The following is a 15829-nucleotide window of genomic DNA, read 5'->3' on the forward strand; positions in this document are numbered from 1 at the left end:
CGGGACGGGAGGCGGCGGATCGGCTCCGGCGGCACTAGGATCGAAGGCGCTGGACGTCGATGCCGACGGGGCGGTTAGGGCAGACTTACCGGTAGTAACGTGGGGTGTCCCCGATAGGGTTTCGCAGGCGGACCATCCCCGCAGGTGAGGACAGACTAGGAGAACGGCAGTGCCGTACATCATCGCTGAACCGTGCGTTGACGTGAAGGACAAGGCATGCATCGAGGAATGCCCCGTGGACTGCATCTACGAGGGTGGTCGCATGCTGTACATCCAACCCGACGAGTGCGTGGACTGTGGTGCATGTGAACCGGTGTGCCCGGTGGAGGCCATCTTCTACGAAGACGACACCCCGGATCAGTGGAGCGGCTACGTGAACGCGAACGTCGACTTCTTCCACGAGCTGGGTTCGCCGGGCGGAGCGACGAAGGTCGGCGCGGTCGATTACGACCCGCCGTTCATCAAAGAACTACCTCCGATGGCGGAATGAGCCCACGACTACGGGTCAGCAGTCTGCTGCCCGATTTTCCCTGGGACACCATCGCCGCGGTCAAAGCGCGCGCGGCGGCGCACCCCGGCGGCCTGGTCGACCTCTCGGTCGGCACGCCCGTCGATCCGGTGGCGCCGCTGATCCGCGCTGCCTTGAACTCGGTGGCCGAGATCCCCGGTTACCCGACCACGCACGGCACTCCCGAGCTGCGGGCCGCCGCCGTGGAGGCGATGAAGCGCCGCTTCGGCATCACCGGCGTCGAGCAGGCCGCGGTGCTGCCGGTGATCGGCACCAAGGAACTGATCGCGGGGCTGCCCCGGCTGCTCGGTCTGGGCGCGGGTGACCTGGTCGTCATCCCCGAGGTCGCCTACCCCACCTACGAGGTGGGCGCGCTGCTCGCGGGTGCGCAGGTGTTGCGCGCCGACGGGCTGACCAAGTCGGGTCCGCAGACCCCGGCGCTGATCTACGTGAACTCGCCCTCGAACCCGACCGGCCGCGTGCTCCCTGTCGACCACCTGCGCAAGGTGGTCGCCTTCGCGCGCGAGCGCGGCGCGATCGTGGCGTCCGACGAGTGCTACCTGGGTCTGACCTGGGAGGGCCGCGCGGTCTCGATCCTGGACCCCGAGGTATGCGACGGCGACCACACGAATCTGCTCGCCATCCACTCGCTGTCGAAGACCTCGAACCTGGCCAGCTACCGCGCCGGCTTCGTGGCGGGCGATCCGGAATTGGTGGCCGAACTGCTGGAGGTGCGCAAGCACTCCGGGATGATGCTGCCGCTGCCCATCCAGGCCGCGATGACGGCCGCGCTGAGCGACGACGCGCACGAGGCGCAGCAGCGGGAACGCTACCGCGCCCGCCGCGAGATTCTCCGGAATGCGTTGCAGGCGGCCGGTTTCCGCGTCGATCACTCCGAGGCGGGCCTGTATCTGTGGTCCACTCGCGGCGAGAACTGCCGTGCCACCCTGGACTGGCTGGCCGAACGCGGCATCCTGGCGGCCCCGGGCGACTTCTACGGCCCGAACAGCCACGAGCATGTACGCATCGCGCTGACGGCCAGCGACGAGCGCATTACCGCTGCCGCCCAACGTCTTTCGGCGAACTGATCCAGCTGGATTACCCGGAAGCGGCCGGGGTTTCTTCCGGTCCGGTATCGGACCGGCGGGGCGAGACCCGGATCACTCCCGCGTCCATATCCAGTTCGACTCGGGGGCGATCGGTCTCCCCATTGCTGTCTCCGCTGCCCTCGTCGGCCAGCTTCTGGCCGGGGAACAGCTCACCCATAATGCCCATGGCACCACCCTAGCGGCGCTCAGCGAAGTGCCGGGTCGCTGACCTTGTCGCTGCTACCGTCGGACACGCGCCGATCTCGGGCCGCATCCGCCGCCTGTGGCGTCCTCGCAGGGCTAACCTGAGTTATGGACGCTGTCACGGTTGTCCCTACTCCCGCGAACGAACCGGTGCACACCTACGCACCGGGTAGCCGGGAGCGTGCGTTGCTGGTCGCGAAGCTCGCCGAGATCTCTGCCGAAACCGTCGATGTGCCACTGGTGATCGGTGGCAAGCATCGGCCGGGGACCGGGCAGGGGCACGATCTCGTCGCGCCGCACCGGCATCGCCATGTCCTGGGGACCTATACCGATACCACTCATTCCGAAGCGCGGGCGGCCATCGATGCGGCGGTGGCCGCCGCGCCCGCCTGGCGGGCGATGCCGTTCGACGAGCGCGCCGCCGTGCTGTTGCGGGCCGCGGATCTCCTGGCCGGGCCGTGGCGCGAGACCATCGCCGCCGCAACCATGCTCGGGCAGTCGAAGACGGCGCAGCAGGCCGAGATCGACGCACCCTGCGAGCTGGTCGACTTCTGGCGGTTCAACGTGGCCTTCGCGCGCGACATCCTGGCGCAGCAGCCGCAGTCCAGCCCGGGTGTGTGGAACCGGATGGACTATCGGCCGCTGGAAGGGTTCGTCTACGCGATCACGCCGTTCAATTTCACCGCGATCGCGGGCAACCTGCCGACCGCGCCCGCGCTGATGGGCAACACCGTGGTGTGGAAACCCTCACCCACGCAGACGCTTTCGGCGTTCTACACGATGCGGTTGCTGGAGGCGGCGGGGCTGCCGCCCGGCGTGATCAACATGGTGACCGGCGACGGGGTGGAGCTCTCGGAGATCGCGCTGGCCGACCCCCGACTGGCCGGTATCCACTTCACCGGGTCTACCAAGACCTTCCAGTACCTGTGGCAGCAGGTCGGCGCGAACATCGGCCGCTACCACGGCTATCCGCGGCTGGTCGGGGAGACGGGCGGCAAGGATTTCATCGTCGCGCACCCGTCCGCCGAACCGGACTCGTTGCGCACCGCGCTGATTCGCGGCGCCTACGAGTATCAAGGCCAGAAATGCTCGGCCGCTTCGCGCGCGTATATTCCGCGCTCGCTGTGGCGGCGGATGGGCGACGACTTCCTGGCCGAAGCCGCCGAGCTGACCTACGGCGAGGTCACGGATCTGTCGAATTTCGGTGGGGCGGTGATCGATCGGCGGTCCTACGACAAGAACGTCGCCGCCATCGAACGCGCCCGCGCCGCCGGGCTCGCCATTCCGGCGGGTGGTACCTACGACGATGCCGAAGGCTGGTTCATCCGCCCGACGGTGCTGCTCGCCGACGACCCGCGCGACGAGTCCTTCGCCACCGAGTACTTCGGGCCCATCCTGTCGGTGTACGTCTACGACGACGCCGAACCGGGCGCCTACGCGGCGATCCTCGACGAGGTCGAGTCCGCCGCGCCCTACGCGCTCACCGGCGCGGTCTTCGCCCAGGACCGCCAGGCGGTCGAACAGGCCGGAGCCGCACTGCGTTTCGCGGCGGGCAACTTCTACATCAACGACAAGCCGACCGGTGCGGTGGTCGGGCAGCAGCCGTTCGGCGGCGCCCGCGCCTCCGGCACCGACGACAAGGCCGGCTCGCCGCTGAACCTGCTGCGCTGGATCGCGCCGCGCACCCTCAAGGAAACCTTCGACCCGCCCTCCGATTACCGGTATCCGCATATGCAGGCGGAGGGATGACCCCTCCCGTTTCCCGGAGTGCGGCATGGGGATGAACCCGCTGCGCCCGGTGATTCTCGCGGCGGCCGATTCGCCGCGGATGAAGCGCGCCATCACCGGCACCAAGATCACCGCCGATATCGTGCGGCGCTTCGTGGCGGGCGAGGATCGCGGTGCACTGCTGCCCGTGGTCGGCGACCTGCTGGCGAGCCGCCGGCTGATCAGTGTGGACTTCCTCGGGGAGAACACCACCGATCGCGCGCAGGCGGATGCCATGGTGGCGGAATATCTTTCGCTGATCGACGCGCTGGCGGCGGCCCCGCGGCCCGGCCTGGCGGGCATCGGGGCGGCGCCGGTCGAGGTGTCGGTGAAGCTGTCGGCGCTCGGTCAGGCGCTGCCCGGCGACGGGCCCGCCATCGCCACCGAGAACCTGCGCAGCCTGTGCGGCAAGGCCGACGAGGCCGGGGTGTGGGTGACTGTGGATGCCGAAGACCACACCACCACCGACGCCACCCTGTCCACCGTGCGTGAGCTGCGCACCGAATTCCCTTGGCTGGGCGCGGTATTGCAGGCGTATCTGCATCGCACCGAGTCCGACTGTGCGGAGCTGGCGGGGCACGGTTCGCGAATCCGGTTGTGCAAGGGCGCCTATCGGGAGCCGCGCGAGGTGGCGTTCCAGCGCGCGAGCGAGGTCACCGACTCCTATCTGCGCTGCCTGGAGCTCCTGATGCGCGGCGACGGCTACCCGATGGTCGCCACCCACGATCCGGTGCTGATCCTCGCCGCCGAGCAGCTGGTCGCCGAAACCGGCCGCGACATCGGCAATTTCGAGCATCAGATGCTGTACGGCATCCGCGACGCCGAGCAGCTGCGGCTGGCCGGCGCCGGGATCGCGATGCGCGTCTATGTGCCCTACGGCAGCCAGTGGTACGGGTATCTCACCCGCCGGTTGGCCGAACGGCCGGCCAACCTGAGCTTCTTCCTGCGGGCGCTGGTCAGCAAGAGCTGATCAGACCAGCGGCTTGCCGAGGCGGCGGCGGACGCGCATGTCGAGCAGGTAGGCGTTCATCGGAAACATCCGCGCCTGCTTGGGCAGCCGGGTGTGCACCGCCGAGATCGCGCGCAGGATGCGTCCGAAGCGGGCCTCGTCGCGGTCGGTCCACTCCATGTGCATCTCGTCGCGCAGATGCTGGGGCAGCAGTCCGGTGACGATGAAGCGCTGCAGCCGGGCGAAGGTGAACTGGATCGGCCGCGGCATCATCTTCAGGTCGATCATGTTGTTGAAGTAGCGGCGCAGTTCGGGCTCGATGGACTTGGTGGCCAGGTTCTCGTCCCAGTAGCGCAGGAAGGCGGCGCGGTCGGCCGGCCACATCTCCTGGCGCATCTGCAGCGTGGTGCCCAGCCGGGCACAGTACTGGTAGAAGGCTTCGGCCTTGGTTCGGTCCATCGGGCCGTGCATGCGGGTGTGTAGATCATCGATGCCCCAGTACAGGCAGGCCGCGACCCACAACTGCAGCTTCGGATCGAACGCGTTGTACTTGACCGGGCTGGCCGCCGTGGACCGCACCGGCCGGTGCGACTCGTTGACCGCGTCGCGGTAGGCGGCGCGCTCGTCGTCGGTGCCCATCAGCGCGACCGCGAGGTAGGTGAGCGTGGTCCGCAGCCGCTTGATCGGGTGCAGCGTGACCTTGCCGCTGTCGACCGTGCTCTCCAGGACACCGCGCCCCACCGGGCGCAGGCTGAGCTGCATGATGACGTTGGCCGCGCCGCCGAGGAACGCGGCCACACCGTCCAGGTGCTGTTGCACGGTCTCCGGCGTGAACTGGATGTAGGCGATCGGTGCGTCGTCGGCACGGAATGCGGTTGTCATGGGCTCTCCATTGAGCTGTGAGACGATTTATATGAAACCTTCTCATCCTCTCGGTATTGTGTCAATGATCATTGAAGGACGTCATCGCCTCACGGCATCTCGCACCTAGCTAGGGTGGACAACATGGCGAGGCTGACCAAGTTGCTGTCGCTGGTGCGCAGCACCGGCCCCGAGGATCGCAATCAAGCGCGCGTGCTCGACGCGGCGCTGATGGCGTTCCTCGATTTCGGCATCAAACGCACCAGCATGGTCGAGGTCGCCCGGCGCTGCGGGCTGTCGCTCGCGACGCTGTACCGGCGCTTCGCCAGCAAATCCGATCTGATCCAGGCCGTCGCGCTACGGCAGACCCGCGAGTTCATCGACGAAGTGGACGCGGTGCTCCAACGCCAGGTCGACCGGGACGCCAGCGCCGAGGACCAGATCGTCGAACTGTTCGCCGCCTTTCTCAACGGCCTGCGCGAAAACAAGCTGGTGCACCGATTGCTGGCCACCGAACCGGAATTCGTGCTGCCGTTCCTCACCACGCAGGGTGCGCCGATCATCGAACTGGGCCGGGACTATCTCGCCGAGTTCGTGGCCCGGTTGCAGGCGGAAGGCAAACTGCCGGAATACGATCCGGCTCCGCTCGCCGAAATGATCGCCCGCACGGCAGTTTCGCTGGCGCTCACGCCGCAGACGGTGATTCCGCTCGGCGATGACGCCGCGATCCGGCGGTTCGCCCGCGACCACGTGGTGGTGTCGTTCCGGGTGCCGAGCTAGACCAGGGGTAATCCCAGCCGCCGCCGCAGCCGGAAGTCGGCCAGGTAGGCGTTGACCGGAAACATCCGGACCGCCTTGGGCATTCGGCCCGACACCGCGCCGAGGCCGTGCAGCAGCGCGCCGAGCAGCTGATCGTCGAAGGCGCTCCAGCGCATGCCCATCTGCTCGCGCAGGTGTGGCGGCAACATTCCGGCGACCACCCAGCGATGGAATCCGGCGAACGGCAAACGGACGGGCAGCGGCAGCATCTTCAGATCGATCAGGTCGTCGAAGTAGGCGCGGACCGTCGGGTCGATCCGCGTGCGCGCCAGATTCTCGGTCCAGTACGCGTCGAACGCCGCGCGGTCTGCGGGCCACATTTCGGGGCGCATCTGCAAGGTGGTGCCGAGCCGGGCGCCGAAATAGTAGAAGGCGTCGGCGGACTGCTCGTCCATCGGGCCGTGCAGGCGTTCGTACATGTCGCGAGCGCCCCAGTACAGGCAGGCGGCTACCCACAGCTGGAGCTTCGGGTCGAAAGCGTTGTACTTCACCGGACTTGCCGCGGTGGAGCGGACCGCCCGGTGCGAGCGATTCACCGCCTCGCGGTAGGCCGCGCGCTCGTCCTCGTCGCCGAGCATCGCCACCGACAGGTAGGTGACCGTGGTGCGCAGCCGCTTGATCGGATGCAGCATGACTTTGCCGCTGTCGACGGTGCTCTCCACCACGCCGTACCCGACCGGCGGCTCGGCGAGCTGCATGATCACGTTCGCCGCGGCCCCGAAGAACGCGGTGGCGCCGTCGAGATAGTGCGTGATGTCGAATTCCGCACCGGGGGAATCGCTGGGCGGCGCCGAATTGCGCGCCGCGCGAAGCGGACTGGTCATGGTCGACCTCGTTCTCGTCGCTGAGAAGGTTATGCAATAACGTTCTCACTACCTCGGTGGAGTGTCAACGGTCACACTCGATTCCCCGGCCTCGGGAGCTGGGCCGGCACGGGCCGCAGTAGCGTGGGCGGGTGTCTTATGGTCCGCCGCTGCTGCTTCGTTCGCTGAACCCGCTCGCCGTGGCCGCCGGGGCGGATATCCCCGACGCGGTCACCGTCGACGGCGTCACCCTCTCGCGCAGTGACCTACTCGGCGCGGCGACTTCGGTGGCCGAGCGGATCGCGCGCGCGGATCGGGTCGCGGTGCTGGCCGAGCCGACCGCGGCGACGGTGCTCGCGGTGGTCGGCTGCCTGATCGCGGGCGTGACCGTGGTGCCGGTGCCACCGGACTCCGGCAGCGCCGAACTCGCCCACATACTCGCCGATTCCGGCGCGCAGGCCTGGCTGGGCGCGGCGCCGGCCGGCACGGATCTGCCGGTGGTGCCGGTGCGCCTGCACGCCCGCTCCTGGCACACCTATCCCGAACCCGACCCGGCGACAACGGCTTTCGTGCTCTACACCTCCGGGACGACCGGTCCGCCGAAGGGCGTGGTGCTCAACCGCGGCGCGATCGCCGCCGGCTTGGACGCGCTCGCCGACGCGTGGTCCTGGACGCCGAGTGATGTTCTCGTGCACGGACTTCCGCTGTTCCACGTGCACGGACTGATTCTCGGGCTGCTCGGGCCGCTGCGGGTGGGCAGCCCGCTGATCCACACCGGCAAACCCACCCCCCAGGCCTATGCAGCGGCCCGCGGCACCCTGTACTTCGGCGTGCCCACCGTGTGGTCGCGCATCGTCGAAGACCCGGACGCCGCAAAACAATTGGCGTCCGCGCGGCTGCTGGTCTCCGGCAGTGCGCCGCTGCCGGTGCCGGTCTTCGAGAAGCTGCGCGACCTCACCGGCCAGGCCCCGGTCGAGCGCTACGGCATGAGCGAAACCATGATCACCCTGTCCACCCGCGCCGACGGCGAACGCCGCCCCGGCTGGGTCGGCACCCCCGTCGCCGGGGTCCGGACCCGGCTGCGCGACGAAGCGGGCAACGACGTCCCACACGACGGCGAAAGCATCGGCGGCCTCCAAGTTTCGGGTCCCATGCTCTTCGACGGCTACCTGAACCGCCCCGACGCCACCGCCGAGAGCTGGACCTCCGACGGCTGGTTCGCGACCGGCGACGTCGCCGCTATCGACCCCGCCGGCTTCCATCGCATCGTCGGCCGCGAATCCGTCGATCTCATCAAATCCGGCGGTTACCGCGTCGGTGCGGGCGAAATCGAAACCGCCCTCCTCGGCCACCCCGCGGTCGCCGAAGCCGCGGTCGTCGGCCTCCCCGACCCCGATCTCGGCCAGCGCATCGTCGCCTTCGTCGTCCTGCGCGCCGCCGCCACCGACCAGCAGCTGATCACCCATGTGGCCGAACAGCTTTCGGCCCACAAACGCCCGCGCGAGATCCGCTTCGTAGCTGCCCTGCCCCGCAACGCCATGGGGAAAGTACAAAAGAAGCTGCTCGGGGATTGACCTCGAGTTAGAACGCCGATCTCGGGACAACGCCTTCGTCATCGTCGAACCCACGAACTCACCCACGACACCTCGCCGGACCGGATCGCCCTGGACGTCACCATCTGGACGGCGGAAACCGCGCGGTGGCACGAGTACCGGCGAGCGGGCGGAGTGCGGGGGTAGAGCGGCGTCAGTCGTTGGCGTGCAGGGCGGCGTTGAGTTCGATGCCGGTGCCCTTGCGGGGGACTACCTCGACGGCGCCGGTCTGGGAGTTGCGGCGGAACAAGAGGTTGTTCTGGCCGCTCAGGGTGGCTGCCTTGACGACGGTGCCGTCGGGGGTGCTGACCTTGGTGCCGGCGGTGAGGTAGAGGCCGGCCTCGAGGACGCAGTCGTCGCCGAGCACGATGTTGAGGCCGGAGTTGGCGCCGAGCAGGGAACGTTCGCCGATGGAGATGACGGTGGAGTTGCCGCCGGAGAGGGTGCCCATGGTGGAGGCGCCGCCGCCGATGTCGGAGCCTTCGCCGACCACGACGCCGGCCGAGATGCGGCCCTCGACCATGGAGTTGCCGAGGGTGCCGGCGTTGAAGTTCACGAAGCCCTCGTGCATGACGGTGGTGCCGGAGGCGAGGTGCGCGCCGAGGCGGACGCGGTCGGCGTCGCCGATGCGCACGCCGGAGGGGACGACGTAGTCGACCATGCGCGGGAACTTGTCGATGCTGTACACGGTGACCGGGCCGCGGGCGCGCAACTTGGCGCGCACGGTCTCGAAACCGTCGACGGCGGCCGGGCCGTGGTTGGTCCACACCACATTGCTGAGCAGGCCGAACTGGCCGTCCAGGCTGATCTCGTGCGGCTTGACCAGGCGATGCGAGAGCAGGTGCAGGCGCAGGTAGACGTCGTGCGCGTCGACCGGGGCGGCGGACAGATCCGCGATGGTGGTGCGCACCGCGATGACATCGACGCCGCGGGCGTCGTCGACACCGAGCAGCGCCGCGAACTCCGCGGGCGCCTCCTCCAGGCGCTTGGTACCGGTCTCGGCGAACTCGCCGAGTTCCGGGCTCGGGTACCAGGTGTCCAGGACGGTTCCGTCCGCGGTCACGTTGGCGATACCGATTGCTGCTGCTCCCTGAATGCTCACGTCAGAAGAGGTTACCCACTGTTCCTGAGCAATGGTCAGCTACCTCCGGCCCGCGCCTAGCCAAATTTGGCTACTCGAGCTACGCTCGTTCGAGTAACCAAATTTGGCTAGATAGGAGTTCGAATGTCCTCTGTAACCCCCTATTTGATGGTCGACGACGCCACGGTCTTCCGGGCGTTCCTCGAGCAGGTCTTCGAAGCCGAGATCAAGGAGGTCGTCCCGCTGGCCCAGGACCCGATGCGGACCATCCACGCCGAAGCCCGGATCGGTGACAGCGCAGTGTTCTTCGCCGATTCCGGTCCCACCGGCGGTCGCTGCTTGAGCTCGCCCACCGAGCCGGTGCATGTCCAGATGTGGAGTGCGGTGCCGGATCCCGCAGCCGCCTACGAGCGTGCGATCACCGCGGGCGCGCATCCGGCCGCGCCGGTGGCGGTACAGGAAGACGGCAGCCGCATGGGCGCTTTCGTCGACCCGTTCGGCACACTGTGGTGGGTCACCGCACCGGCCTGACCACTCGACCTGGAGGTACTACGTGACGGCGGTTCGACTGCTCGTCCTCGGCGCGGTCCGGCGCCGCGGCCGCGCGCACGGCTACCAGGTGCGCGCCGATCTGGAGTCCTGGGGCGCACACGAATGGGCAAGAGCCACTTCGGGTTCGGTGTATCACGCGCTGAAGTCCCTGACCAAGGACGAGTTGCTGCGAGCGCACGACACCAGCCCGAGCGAAGCGGGCGGGCCGCCGCGCACGGAATACGAGGTGACCAGCGCGGGCGAGCAGGCTTACCAACAGCTGCTGCGCTCCGCGCTGGCCCGCCGCGACCCCCGCCTCGACCTGCTCGCGGCGGCGGTCGGCTTCATCGACGACCTACCGCGCGCCGACGCTGTCGCACTGCTGCGGGAACGGGCCCGAGAGCTGAGCGAGTGGCGCGCGAGCATCACCACAACCCTGCCCCCCGACACCGACCTGGACACCTGGGGTCCGGTCGGCGAGGTCCTCGGCCTGTGGCTGAACACCGCCGACAGCCGCGCCGCCTGGACCAACCGCTTGATCGCCCGGCTGGAGAGCGGCGCGTTCACCATGGCCGACGACTAGCCGATCGGTAGCCATCCTCTGGCGGTGTTGTGATGGTGCATTCCAACTCTGAGCGACAATGTCTGCCGAGCGACGCGGTTGTCGCTCAGAGTTGGAATCGCCTCAGTCATGTCCCTAGGTGTTCCGCTACTTCGGAGCGAAGTAGCGGAAGGCGAGGTCGTAGGCTGGCCGGGTGAACCTCGACCTGTCTGCCGACCCCATCGCGCTCACCGCCGCCCTCGTCGATATCCCCAGTGTGTCGCTGGACGAGCAGGCGATCGCCGACCTCGTCGAGCGGGCGCTGCGGGAGCAGACGACGGGGTTCGAAGTGCTGCGGCACGGGAATGTGGTGCTGGCGCGAACGAATCGGGGGCTGCCGACGCGGGTGATCCTGGCCGGGCACCTGGACACCGTGCCGATCGCCGACAACGTGCCGAGCCGATTCGAACAGGACGCGGCGGGGGAGCAGGTGCTGTACGGCTGCGGCACCGTCGACATGAAGTCGGGGGACGCGGTGTTCCTGCATCTGGCCGCCACCATCGCGGACCCGGTGCACGACCTGACCCTGATCTTTTATGACGGCGAGGAGATCGCCGCGAAGTACAACGGCCTCGGACACATCGAGCGGGACCTGCCGGAATGGCTGGCGGGTGATCTGGCGGTCCTCGGCGAACCCTCCGGCGGCTGGATCGAGGCCGGTTGCCAGGGCACCTTGCGCGCGCGATTGAGCACCACCGGCGTGCGGGCCCATTCGGCGCGAGCGTGGAAGGGCGACAACGCGATCCACCGGCTGGCCCCGATCCTGGCGCGACTCGCCGAATACCAGGCCCGGGAGGTCGACATCGACGGATGCGTCTACCGGGAGGGCCTGTCCGCGGTGGGCGTCTCGGGTGGCGTAGCCGGCAATGTGATTCCGGACGCCGCCGAGGTGGTCGTGAATTTCCGCTTTGCCCCGGACCGTTCGGTCGAGCAGGCCATCGAGCACGTGCGCGAGGTCTTCGACGGCCTGGAGCTGGACTTCGAAGTCACCGACTCCGCCCCGGGCGCGCTGCCCGGCCTCACCGCCCCCGCCGCCAAGGGCCTGATCGACTCGGTCAACAGCCACGGCGGCGGTGGTATCCGCGCCAAATACGGCTGGACCGATGTCTCCCGCTTCGCCGCCCGCGGCATCCCGGCCGTCAATTTCGGCCCGGGCGACCCCAACCTCGCGCACAAGCGCGACGAACATTGCCCGACCGCGCAGATCACCGCCGTCACCGCCATGCTGCGGACCTACCTGACCGGATCCTGACGCACCACCGTCCGGCGGTAGCGTGGAGCGCATGTCCAGCGACGCTGCCGAACCCGAGGTTGTCAGTCCGCCGGTAGTCGGTACCCCGGCCACCGATCCACCCGCTCAGCCAATGCTCGGCACCCCGGTCGAGAGCGCACCAGTCACCAGCGGCCCGGTACCGGGCCTGCCGAAATCCACACCGAAGATGCGAGGACCGATCATGTTCCGGCGGGATCGGAAACCCGGGCTGCGGACCGCGGACCAGAATCTGCTCGACGGCTATGGGCCCAGCGACTGGGTGCACACCGATCCATGGCGGGTGCTGCGGATCCAGTCCGAGTTCGTCGAGGGCTTCGGCGCGCTGGCCGAGGTGCCGCCGGCGGTCGCCGTTTTCGGTTCCGCCCGCACACCCGTCGACACTCCGGAATACCAGGCCGGCATGGCGATCGGCGCCGCGCTGGCCAGAGCCCGGTTCGCGGTCATCACCGGCGGCGGCCCGGGCGCGATGGAGGCGGTCAATCGCGGCGCCTCGGAGGCCGGCGGCTATTCGATCGGTCTCGGCATCGAGCTACCGTTCGAGCAGAGCCTCAACGAGTGGGTCGACCTCGGCATCAACTTCCGGTACTTCTTCGCGCGCAAGACCATGTTCGTCAAGTACTCGCAGGCCTTCGTCTGTCTCCCCGGCGGTTTCGGCACCCTCGACGAATTGTTCGAGGCGCTCACCCTGGTGCAGACGCGCAAGATCACCCGGTTCCCGATCATCCTGTTCGGCACCAAATACTGGGCCGGCCTGGTGGATTGGCTGCGGGATTCGCTCGCCGCCTCCGGCAAGGTCGGGCCCGGCGACCTCGACCTGCTGCACGTCACCGACAGTGTCGAGGACGTGGTGGCGATCATCACCAGCAATGCCGCGGCCGGTGGCGCCGCCGATGCGATCGGTACGGAGGATCTGTGGTGAGTGAGCCTGTGCTGCGGCCCTATTCGGTGTGCGTGTACTGCTCGGCGAGTACCGCCGATACCGACTACCTGACGCTCGCCGCCCAGGTCGGCACCGAAATCGCCAGCCGCGGCTGGCAATTGGTGTCCGGCGGCGGTCACGTGTCGATGATGGGCGCGGTGGCCACCGCGGCCCGCGCCGGCGGCGCGAACACCGTCGGCGTCATCCCGAAACACTTGGTGCACAAGGAAGTCGCCGACACCGACGCCGACGAACTGGTCGTCACCGACACCATGCGCCAGCGTAAGCAGATCATGGAGGACCGCGCCGACGCCTTCCTCACCCTGCCCGGCGGCATCGGCACCCTCGAGGAATTCTTCGAAACCTGGACCGGCGGCTACCTGGGTCAGCACGAGAAGCCGGTGGTGCTGCTGGATCCGAACGGCTTCTACCGCGGCCTGTTCGACTGGATCGACGAGCTGTACCACCGGAAGTTCGTGCCGCAGCCGGCTTTGGATCGGATCACAGTGGCTAACACTCTGGAAGAGGCCTTCGCGGCCTTGGATCCCAGAGGAGAGCTGTAGTGAGCGAGACCCGGACCACGGTAAGTCTGTTCGACTTGGCGAAGTCGTTGCCCCGCATGGCTTTCGACGTACCGTCGATGCTGCGCGGCGCCCGGGGCATGCTGGTCGGCGGCGGCGACAAGGCTTCGGTCGGCCTGTACTTCCAGCGCAACGCGCACCGGCATCCGGACCGGCTGTTCCTGCGGTTCCAAGGGCAGAAGTTCACCTACCGCGCGGCGAACAGCGCGGTGAACCGGTACGCGCACGTGCTCGCCGAGCGCGGGGTGCGCCGGGGTGATGTCGTCGGCGTCCTGATGACCAACCGGCCCGAAACCCTGTTCGTGGCGCTGGCCGTGGTCAAGCTCGGCGCCACCGTCGGCCTGCTCAACCACAACCAGCGCGACGAGGTGCTCGCGCACAGTTTCGGCTTGCTCGAGAGCGTGCTCGACGTGATCGGCGAGGAATGCCAGGAGGCGTTCGACTCGCTCGCGCAGGCGCCGTCGAACGTGTTGTTCAGCAATGATCTTCGCGATGCCGCCCGCTCCGCCGACGATTCCGATCCCGCGCTGTGCGCGCAGGTCACCGCCCGCGAACGCGCTTTCCTGATCTTCACCTCCGGCACCACCGGCCTGCCCAAGGCCAGTGTGATGACGCACCGGCGCTGGACGCAGTCCATGGCCGGCCTCGGCGGCCTCGGCGTACGCCTGCACGGCGACGACGCCCTCTACTGCTGCCTGCCGCTGTACCACAACAACGCGCTCACGGTCGCGCTGTCGGCAGTGCTCGCGGGCCAGGCCACCTACGTGCTCGGCGACAAGTTCTCCGCCTCCGGATTCTGGGACGAGATCATCCGCGAGGACGCGACCGCCTTCATCTATATCGGCGAGCTGTGCCGGTATCTGCTGAACCAGCCGGCCAAACCGGCCGACCGGCAGCACCGGGTCCGGCTCGCCGTCGGCAACGGCCTGCGCCCGGAACTGTGGGACGAGTTCAAGAGCCGGTTCGGGATCAACCGGATCGTCGAGTTCTACGGCGCCAGCGAGGCGCCGGTCGCCTTCGTCAACGCCCTCGGTGTCGACCGCACCGCCGGAATGACGCTGCTGCCATTCAGCATCGTGGAATACGACGAGGAGAGTGGGGCCGCCAAGCGCGACGCGCACGGCCGGCTGCGCCGGGTCGGCGCGGGCGGGATCGGGCTGCTGCTGGCCAAGGTCACCAGCCGTCAGCCCTTCGACGGCTACACCGACGCGGACGCGACCGAGTCCAAGCTGGTGCGCGACGCCTTCAAAGACGGCGACGCCTGGTTCGACACCGGCGACCTGGTCCGCAACCAGGGCTGGTGGCACATCGCCTTCGTGGACCGGCTCGGCGACACCTTCCGCTGGAAGGGCGAGAATGTCGCCACCACCCAGGTGGAGGGCGCGTTGACCAAGCACGACGGCATCGACGCGGCGGTGGTGTACGGCGTCGAGGTCCCCGGCGCGGACGGCAAGGCGGGCATGGCCGCGATCACCCTGCGTGAGGACGCGACCTTCGACGGCAAAGCTCTCGCCGAACTGGCCTATGGCCAGCTGCCCGGCTACGCGGTGCCGCTGTTCGTGCGCGTCGTGTCCGAATTGGAACAGACCTCCACGTTCAAGAGCCGGAAGGTCGACTTACGCCGGCAAGGCTACGAATCGGACTCCGGCACTGAGCTTTACGTGCTGTCGGGACGTTCCGAAGGCTACGTGCCGTTCTATGCCAGCTATCCCGAGGACGTCGCGGCACGCCGTGCTCCCAAGTAGTCCCACCCATTGGGGCACATAGCTTTCCGCTATTGCCCGGTACCGTCTGTCGGCATGACCGAAACGCGCAGCAAACTCACAGTCATCCGATCCTCCGCGATTCTCGCGAGCCTCCTCGCGCTGTTCGCCGCCGCGCTCGTCGCGGTCGGTGGCGGCCTCGCACAGGCCGTTCCGAGCTTCGACATTCCCACTGGCAGTAGTTCTGTCGGCCAGCAGGGTGGCCAGGGCAATAGCCGGGAAGGCGTCGAGAAGGGCGATTCCGCCAAGCGGGGCTCCAGCAAGAGCGACTCCAGCAAGAGTGACTCCGCCAAGGGTGACTCCGCCACGAGTGACTCCGCCAAGAGTGACTCCCTCAGGAGCGACTCCAGCAAGAGCGACTCGAGCAAGAGCGACGCCGGCAAGAGCCAGAGCGCTGACCAGTCGAAGCGGTCCACCGAAGACACCACGAGCGCACGCGAAGGCGACGACGCCGACGACGACGAATAAGACCGTCTGAATCTCTGGTCC

General features: G+C 68.2%; 17 protein-coding genes. 13 read left to right on the forward strand and 4 right to left on the reverse strand.

From position 1 onward, the window contains the following. The first annotated feature begins 169 nt into the window (after positions 1 to 169). Together fdxA and dapC are read left to right on the forward strand one after the other, a co-directional pair. Positions 170 to 490 (forward strand): ferredoxin, encoded by a 321-nt coding sequence (gene fdxA / locus AB0M14_RS23225; protein ID WP_194815326.1) that lies wholly within the window; start codon positions 170 to 172, stop codon positions 488 to 490. Continuing rightward, entirely contained in the window at positions 487 to 1596 is a 1110-nt protein-coding gene (dapC, locus tag AB0M14_RS23230; protein ID WP_364998194.1) for a succinyldiaminopimelate transaminase, read from the forward strand. Before fdxA ends, dapC begins: the two co-directional genes overlap by 4 nt. Positions 1597 to 1606: 10 nt before the next feature. Here the strand turns inward: dapC and AB0M14_RS23235 are convergent, their stop codons facing one another. Beyond that, positions 1607 to 1783 carry a hypothetical protein gene (locus tag AB0M14_RS23235; RefSeq protein ID WP_364998196.1) on the reverse strand — a complete coding sequence of 59 codons (177 nt, stop codon included), beginning with the start codon at positions 1781 to 1783 and terminating at the stop codon, positions 1607 to 1609. A gap of 125 nt (positions 1784 to 1908) precedes the next feature. Between AB0M14_RS23235 and pruA the strand changes: the two genes are divergently transcribed. Then, positions 1909 to 3549, forward strand: a complete 1641-nt coding sequence (gene pruA / locus AB0M14_RS23240; protein ID WP_364998198.1) for an L-glutamate gamma-semialdehyde dehydrogenase — start codon at positions 1909 to 1911, stop codon at positions 3547 to 3549. Between the two features lie 31 nt (positions 3550 to 3580). Further along, a complete protein-coding gene (locus AB0M14_RS23245; RefSeq protein ID WP_364999031.1) occupies positions 3581 to 4537 on the forward strand; it encodes a proline dehydrogenase family protein in 957 nt (318 codons plus the stop codon). Here the strand turns inward: AB0M14_RS23245 and AB0M14_RS23250 are convergent, their stop codons facing one another. Then, positions 4538 to 5398 (reverse strand): oxygenase MpaB family protein, encoded by an 861-nt coding sequence (locus tag AB0M14_RS23250; RefSeq protein WP_364998200.1) that lies wholly within the window; start codon positions 5396 to 5398, stop codon positions 4538 to 4540. Between the two features lie 123 nt (positions 5399 to 5521). On the opposite strand from AB0M14_RS23250, the gene AB0M14_RS23255 reads away from it, so the two are divergent. After that, positions 5522 to 6157, forward strand: coding sequence for a TetR/AcrR family transcriptional regulator (locus AB0M14_RS23255; RefSeq protein ID WP_364998202.1), 636 nt, complete (start codon positions 5522 to 5524; stop codon positions 6155 to 6157). Here AB0M14_RS23255 and AB0M14_RS23260 read toward each other — a convergent pair. Then, a complete protein-coding gene (locus AB0M14_RS23260) occupies positions 6154 to 7020 on the reverse strand; it encodes an oxygenase MpaB family protein (protein WP_364998204.1) in 867 nt (288 codons plus the stop codon). The two genes, AB0M14_RS23255 and AB0M14_RS23260, sit on opposite strands and share 4 nt — an antisense overlap. A 149-nt stretch (positions 7021 to 7169) precedes the next feature. Between AB0M14_RS23260 and AB0M14_RS23265 the strand changes: the two genes are divergently transcribed. Next, positions 7170 to 8573 (forward strand): acyl-CoA synthetase, encoded by a 1404-nt coding sequence (locus AB0M14_RS23265; RefSeq protein WP_364999033.1) that lies wholly within the window; start codon positions 7170 to 7172, stop codon positions 8571 to 8573. Between the two features lie 172 nt (positions 8574 to 8745). Here the strand turns inward: AB0M14_RS23265 and dapD are convergent, their stop codons facing one another. Further along, positions 8746 to 9693, reverse strand: coding sequence for a 2,3,4,5-tetrahydropyridine-2,6-dicarboxylate N-succinyltransferase (dapD, locus tag AB0M14_RS23270; RefSeq protein ID WP_364998207.1), 948 nt, complete (start codon positions 9691 to 9693; stop codon positions 8746 to 8748). Positions 9694 to 9816: 123 nt separating this feature from the next. Between dapD and AB0M14_RS23275 the strand changes: the two genes are divergently transcribed. From AB0M14_RS23275 to AB0M14_RS23305, 7 genes are all read left to right on the forward strand, one after another. Continuing rightward, positions 9817 to 10203 (forward strand): VOC family protein, encoded by a 387-nt coding sequence (locus tag AB0M14_RS23275; protein WP_364998209.1) that lies wholly within the window; start codon positions 9817 to 9819, stop codon positions 10201 to 10203. Between the two features lie 22 nt (positions 10204 to 10225). Then, on the forward strand, positions 10226 to 10786 hold the full coding sequence (locus AB0M14_RS23280; RefSeq protein ID WP_364998211.1) for a helix-turn-helix transcriptional regulator: 561 nt from the start codon (positions 10226 to 10228) through the stop codon (positions 10784 to 10786). Between the two features lie 172 nt (positions 10787 to 10958). Beyond that, complete coding sequence (gene dapE / locus AB0M14_RS23285; RefSeq protein WP_364998213.1) at positions 10959 to 12056, forward strand: succinyl-diaminopimelate desuccinylase; 1098 nt, start codon at positions 10959 to 10961, stop codon at positions 12054 to 12056. Between the two features lie 202 nt (positions 12057 to 12258). Further along, positions 12259 to 12996 (forward strand): TIGR00730 family Rossman fold protein, encoded by a 738-nt coding sequence (locus AB0M14_RS23290; RefSeq protein WP_364999035.1) that lies wholly within the window; start codon positions 12259 to 12261, stop codon positions 12994 to 12996. Continuing rightward, on the forward strand, positions 12990 to 13559 hold the full coding sequence (locus tag AB0M14_RS23295) for a TIGR00730 family Rossman fold protein (protein ID WP_364998215.1): 570 nt from the start codon (positions 12990 to 12992) through the stop codon (positions 13557 to 13559). The genes AB0M14_RS23290 and AB0M14_RS23295 overlap by 7 nt, the downstream gene beginning before the upstream one ends. Then, positions 13559 to 15322 (forward strand): long-chain-acyl-CoA synthetase, encoded by a 1764-nt coding sequence (locus AB0M14_RS23300; protein ID WP_364998217.1) that lies wholly within the window; start codon positions 13559 to 13561, stop codon positions 15320 to 15322. Before AB0M14_RS23295 ends, AB0M14_RS23300 begins: the two co-directional genes overlap by 1 nt. A gap of 54 nt (positions 15323 to 15376) precedes the next feature. Continuing rightward, on the forward strand, positions 15377 to 15808 hold the full coding sequence (locus AB0M14_RS23305; protein ID WP_364998219.1) for a hypothetical protein: 432 nt from the start codon (positions 15377 to 15379) through the stop codon (positions 15806 to 15808). Positions 15809 to 15829 lie beyond the last annotated feature (21 nt).

This window comes from Nocardia sp. NPDC051832 (assembly GCF_040681285.1).
Taxonomy (GTDB): Bacteria; Actinomycetota; Actinomycetes; order Mycobacteriales; family Mycobacteriaceae; genus Nocardia.

Excerpts from the sequence above, each read along its gene's own strand:
- dapC (WP_364998194.1), top strand. The coding sequence starts at position 487 with ATGAGCCCACGACTACGGGTCAGCAGTCTGCTGCCCGATTTTCCCTGG.
- AB0M14_RS23235 (WP_364998196.1), bottom strand. The coding sequence starts at position 1,783 with ATGGGCATTATGGGTGAGCTGTTCCCCGGCCAGAAGCTGGCCGACGAG.
- pruA (WP_364998198.1), top strand. The coding sequence starts at position 1,909 with ATGGACGCTGTCACGGTTGTCCCTACTCCCGCGAACGAACCGGTGCAC.
- AB0M14_RS23245 (WP_364999031.1), top strand. The coding sequence starts at position 3,581 with ATGAACCCGCTGCGCCCGGTGATTCTCGCGGCGGCCGATTCGCCGCGG.
- AB0M14_RS23250 (WP_364998200.1), bottom strand. The coding sequence starts at position 5,398 with ATGACAACCGCATTCCGTGCCGACGACGCACCGATCGCCTACATCCAG.
- AB0M14_RS23255 (WP_364998202.1), top strand. The coding sequence starts at position 5,522 with ATGGCGAGGCTGACCAAGTTGCTGTCGCTGGTGCGCAGCACCGGCCCC.
- AB0M14_RS23260 (WP_364998204.1), bottom strand. The coding sequence starts at position 7,020 with ATGACCAGTCCGCTTCGCGCGGCGCGCAATTCGGCGCCGCCCAGCGAT.
- AB0M14_RS23275 (WP_364998209.1), top strand. The coding sequence starts at position 9,817 with ATGTCCTCTGTAACCCCCTATTTGATGGTCGACGACGCCACGGTCTTC.
- AB0M14_RS23290 (WP_364999035.1), top strand. The coding sequence starts at position 12,259 with ATGTTCCGGCGGGATCGGAAACCCGGGCTGCGGACCGCGGACCAGAAT.
- AB0M14_RS23305 (WP_364998219.1), top strand. The coding sequence starts at position 15,377 with ATGACCGAAACGCGCAGCAAACTCACAGTCATCCGATCCTCCGCGATT.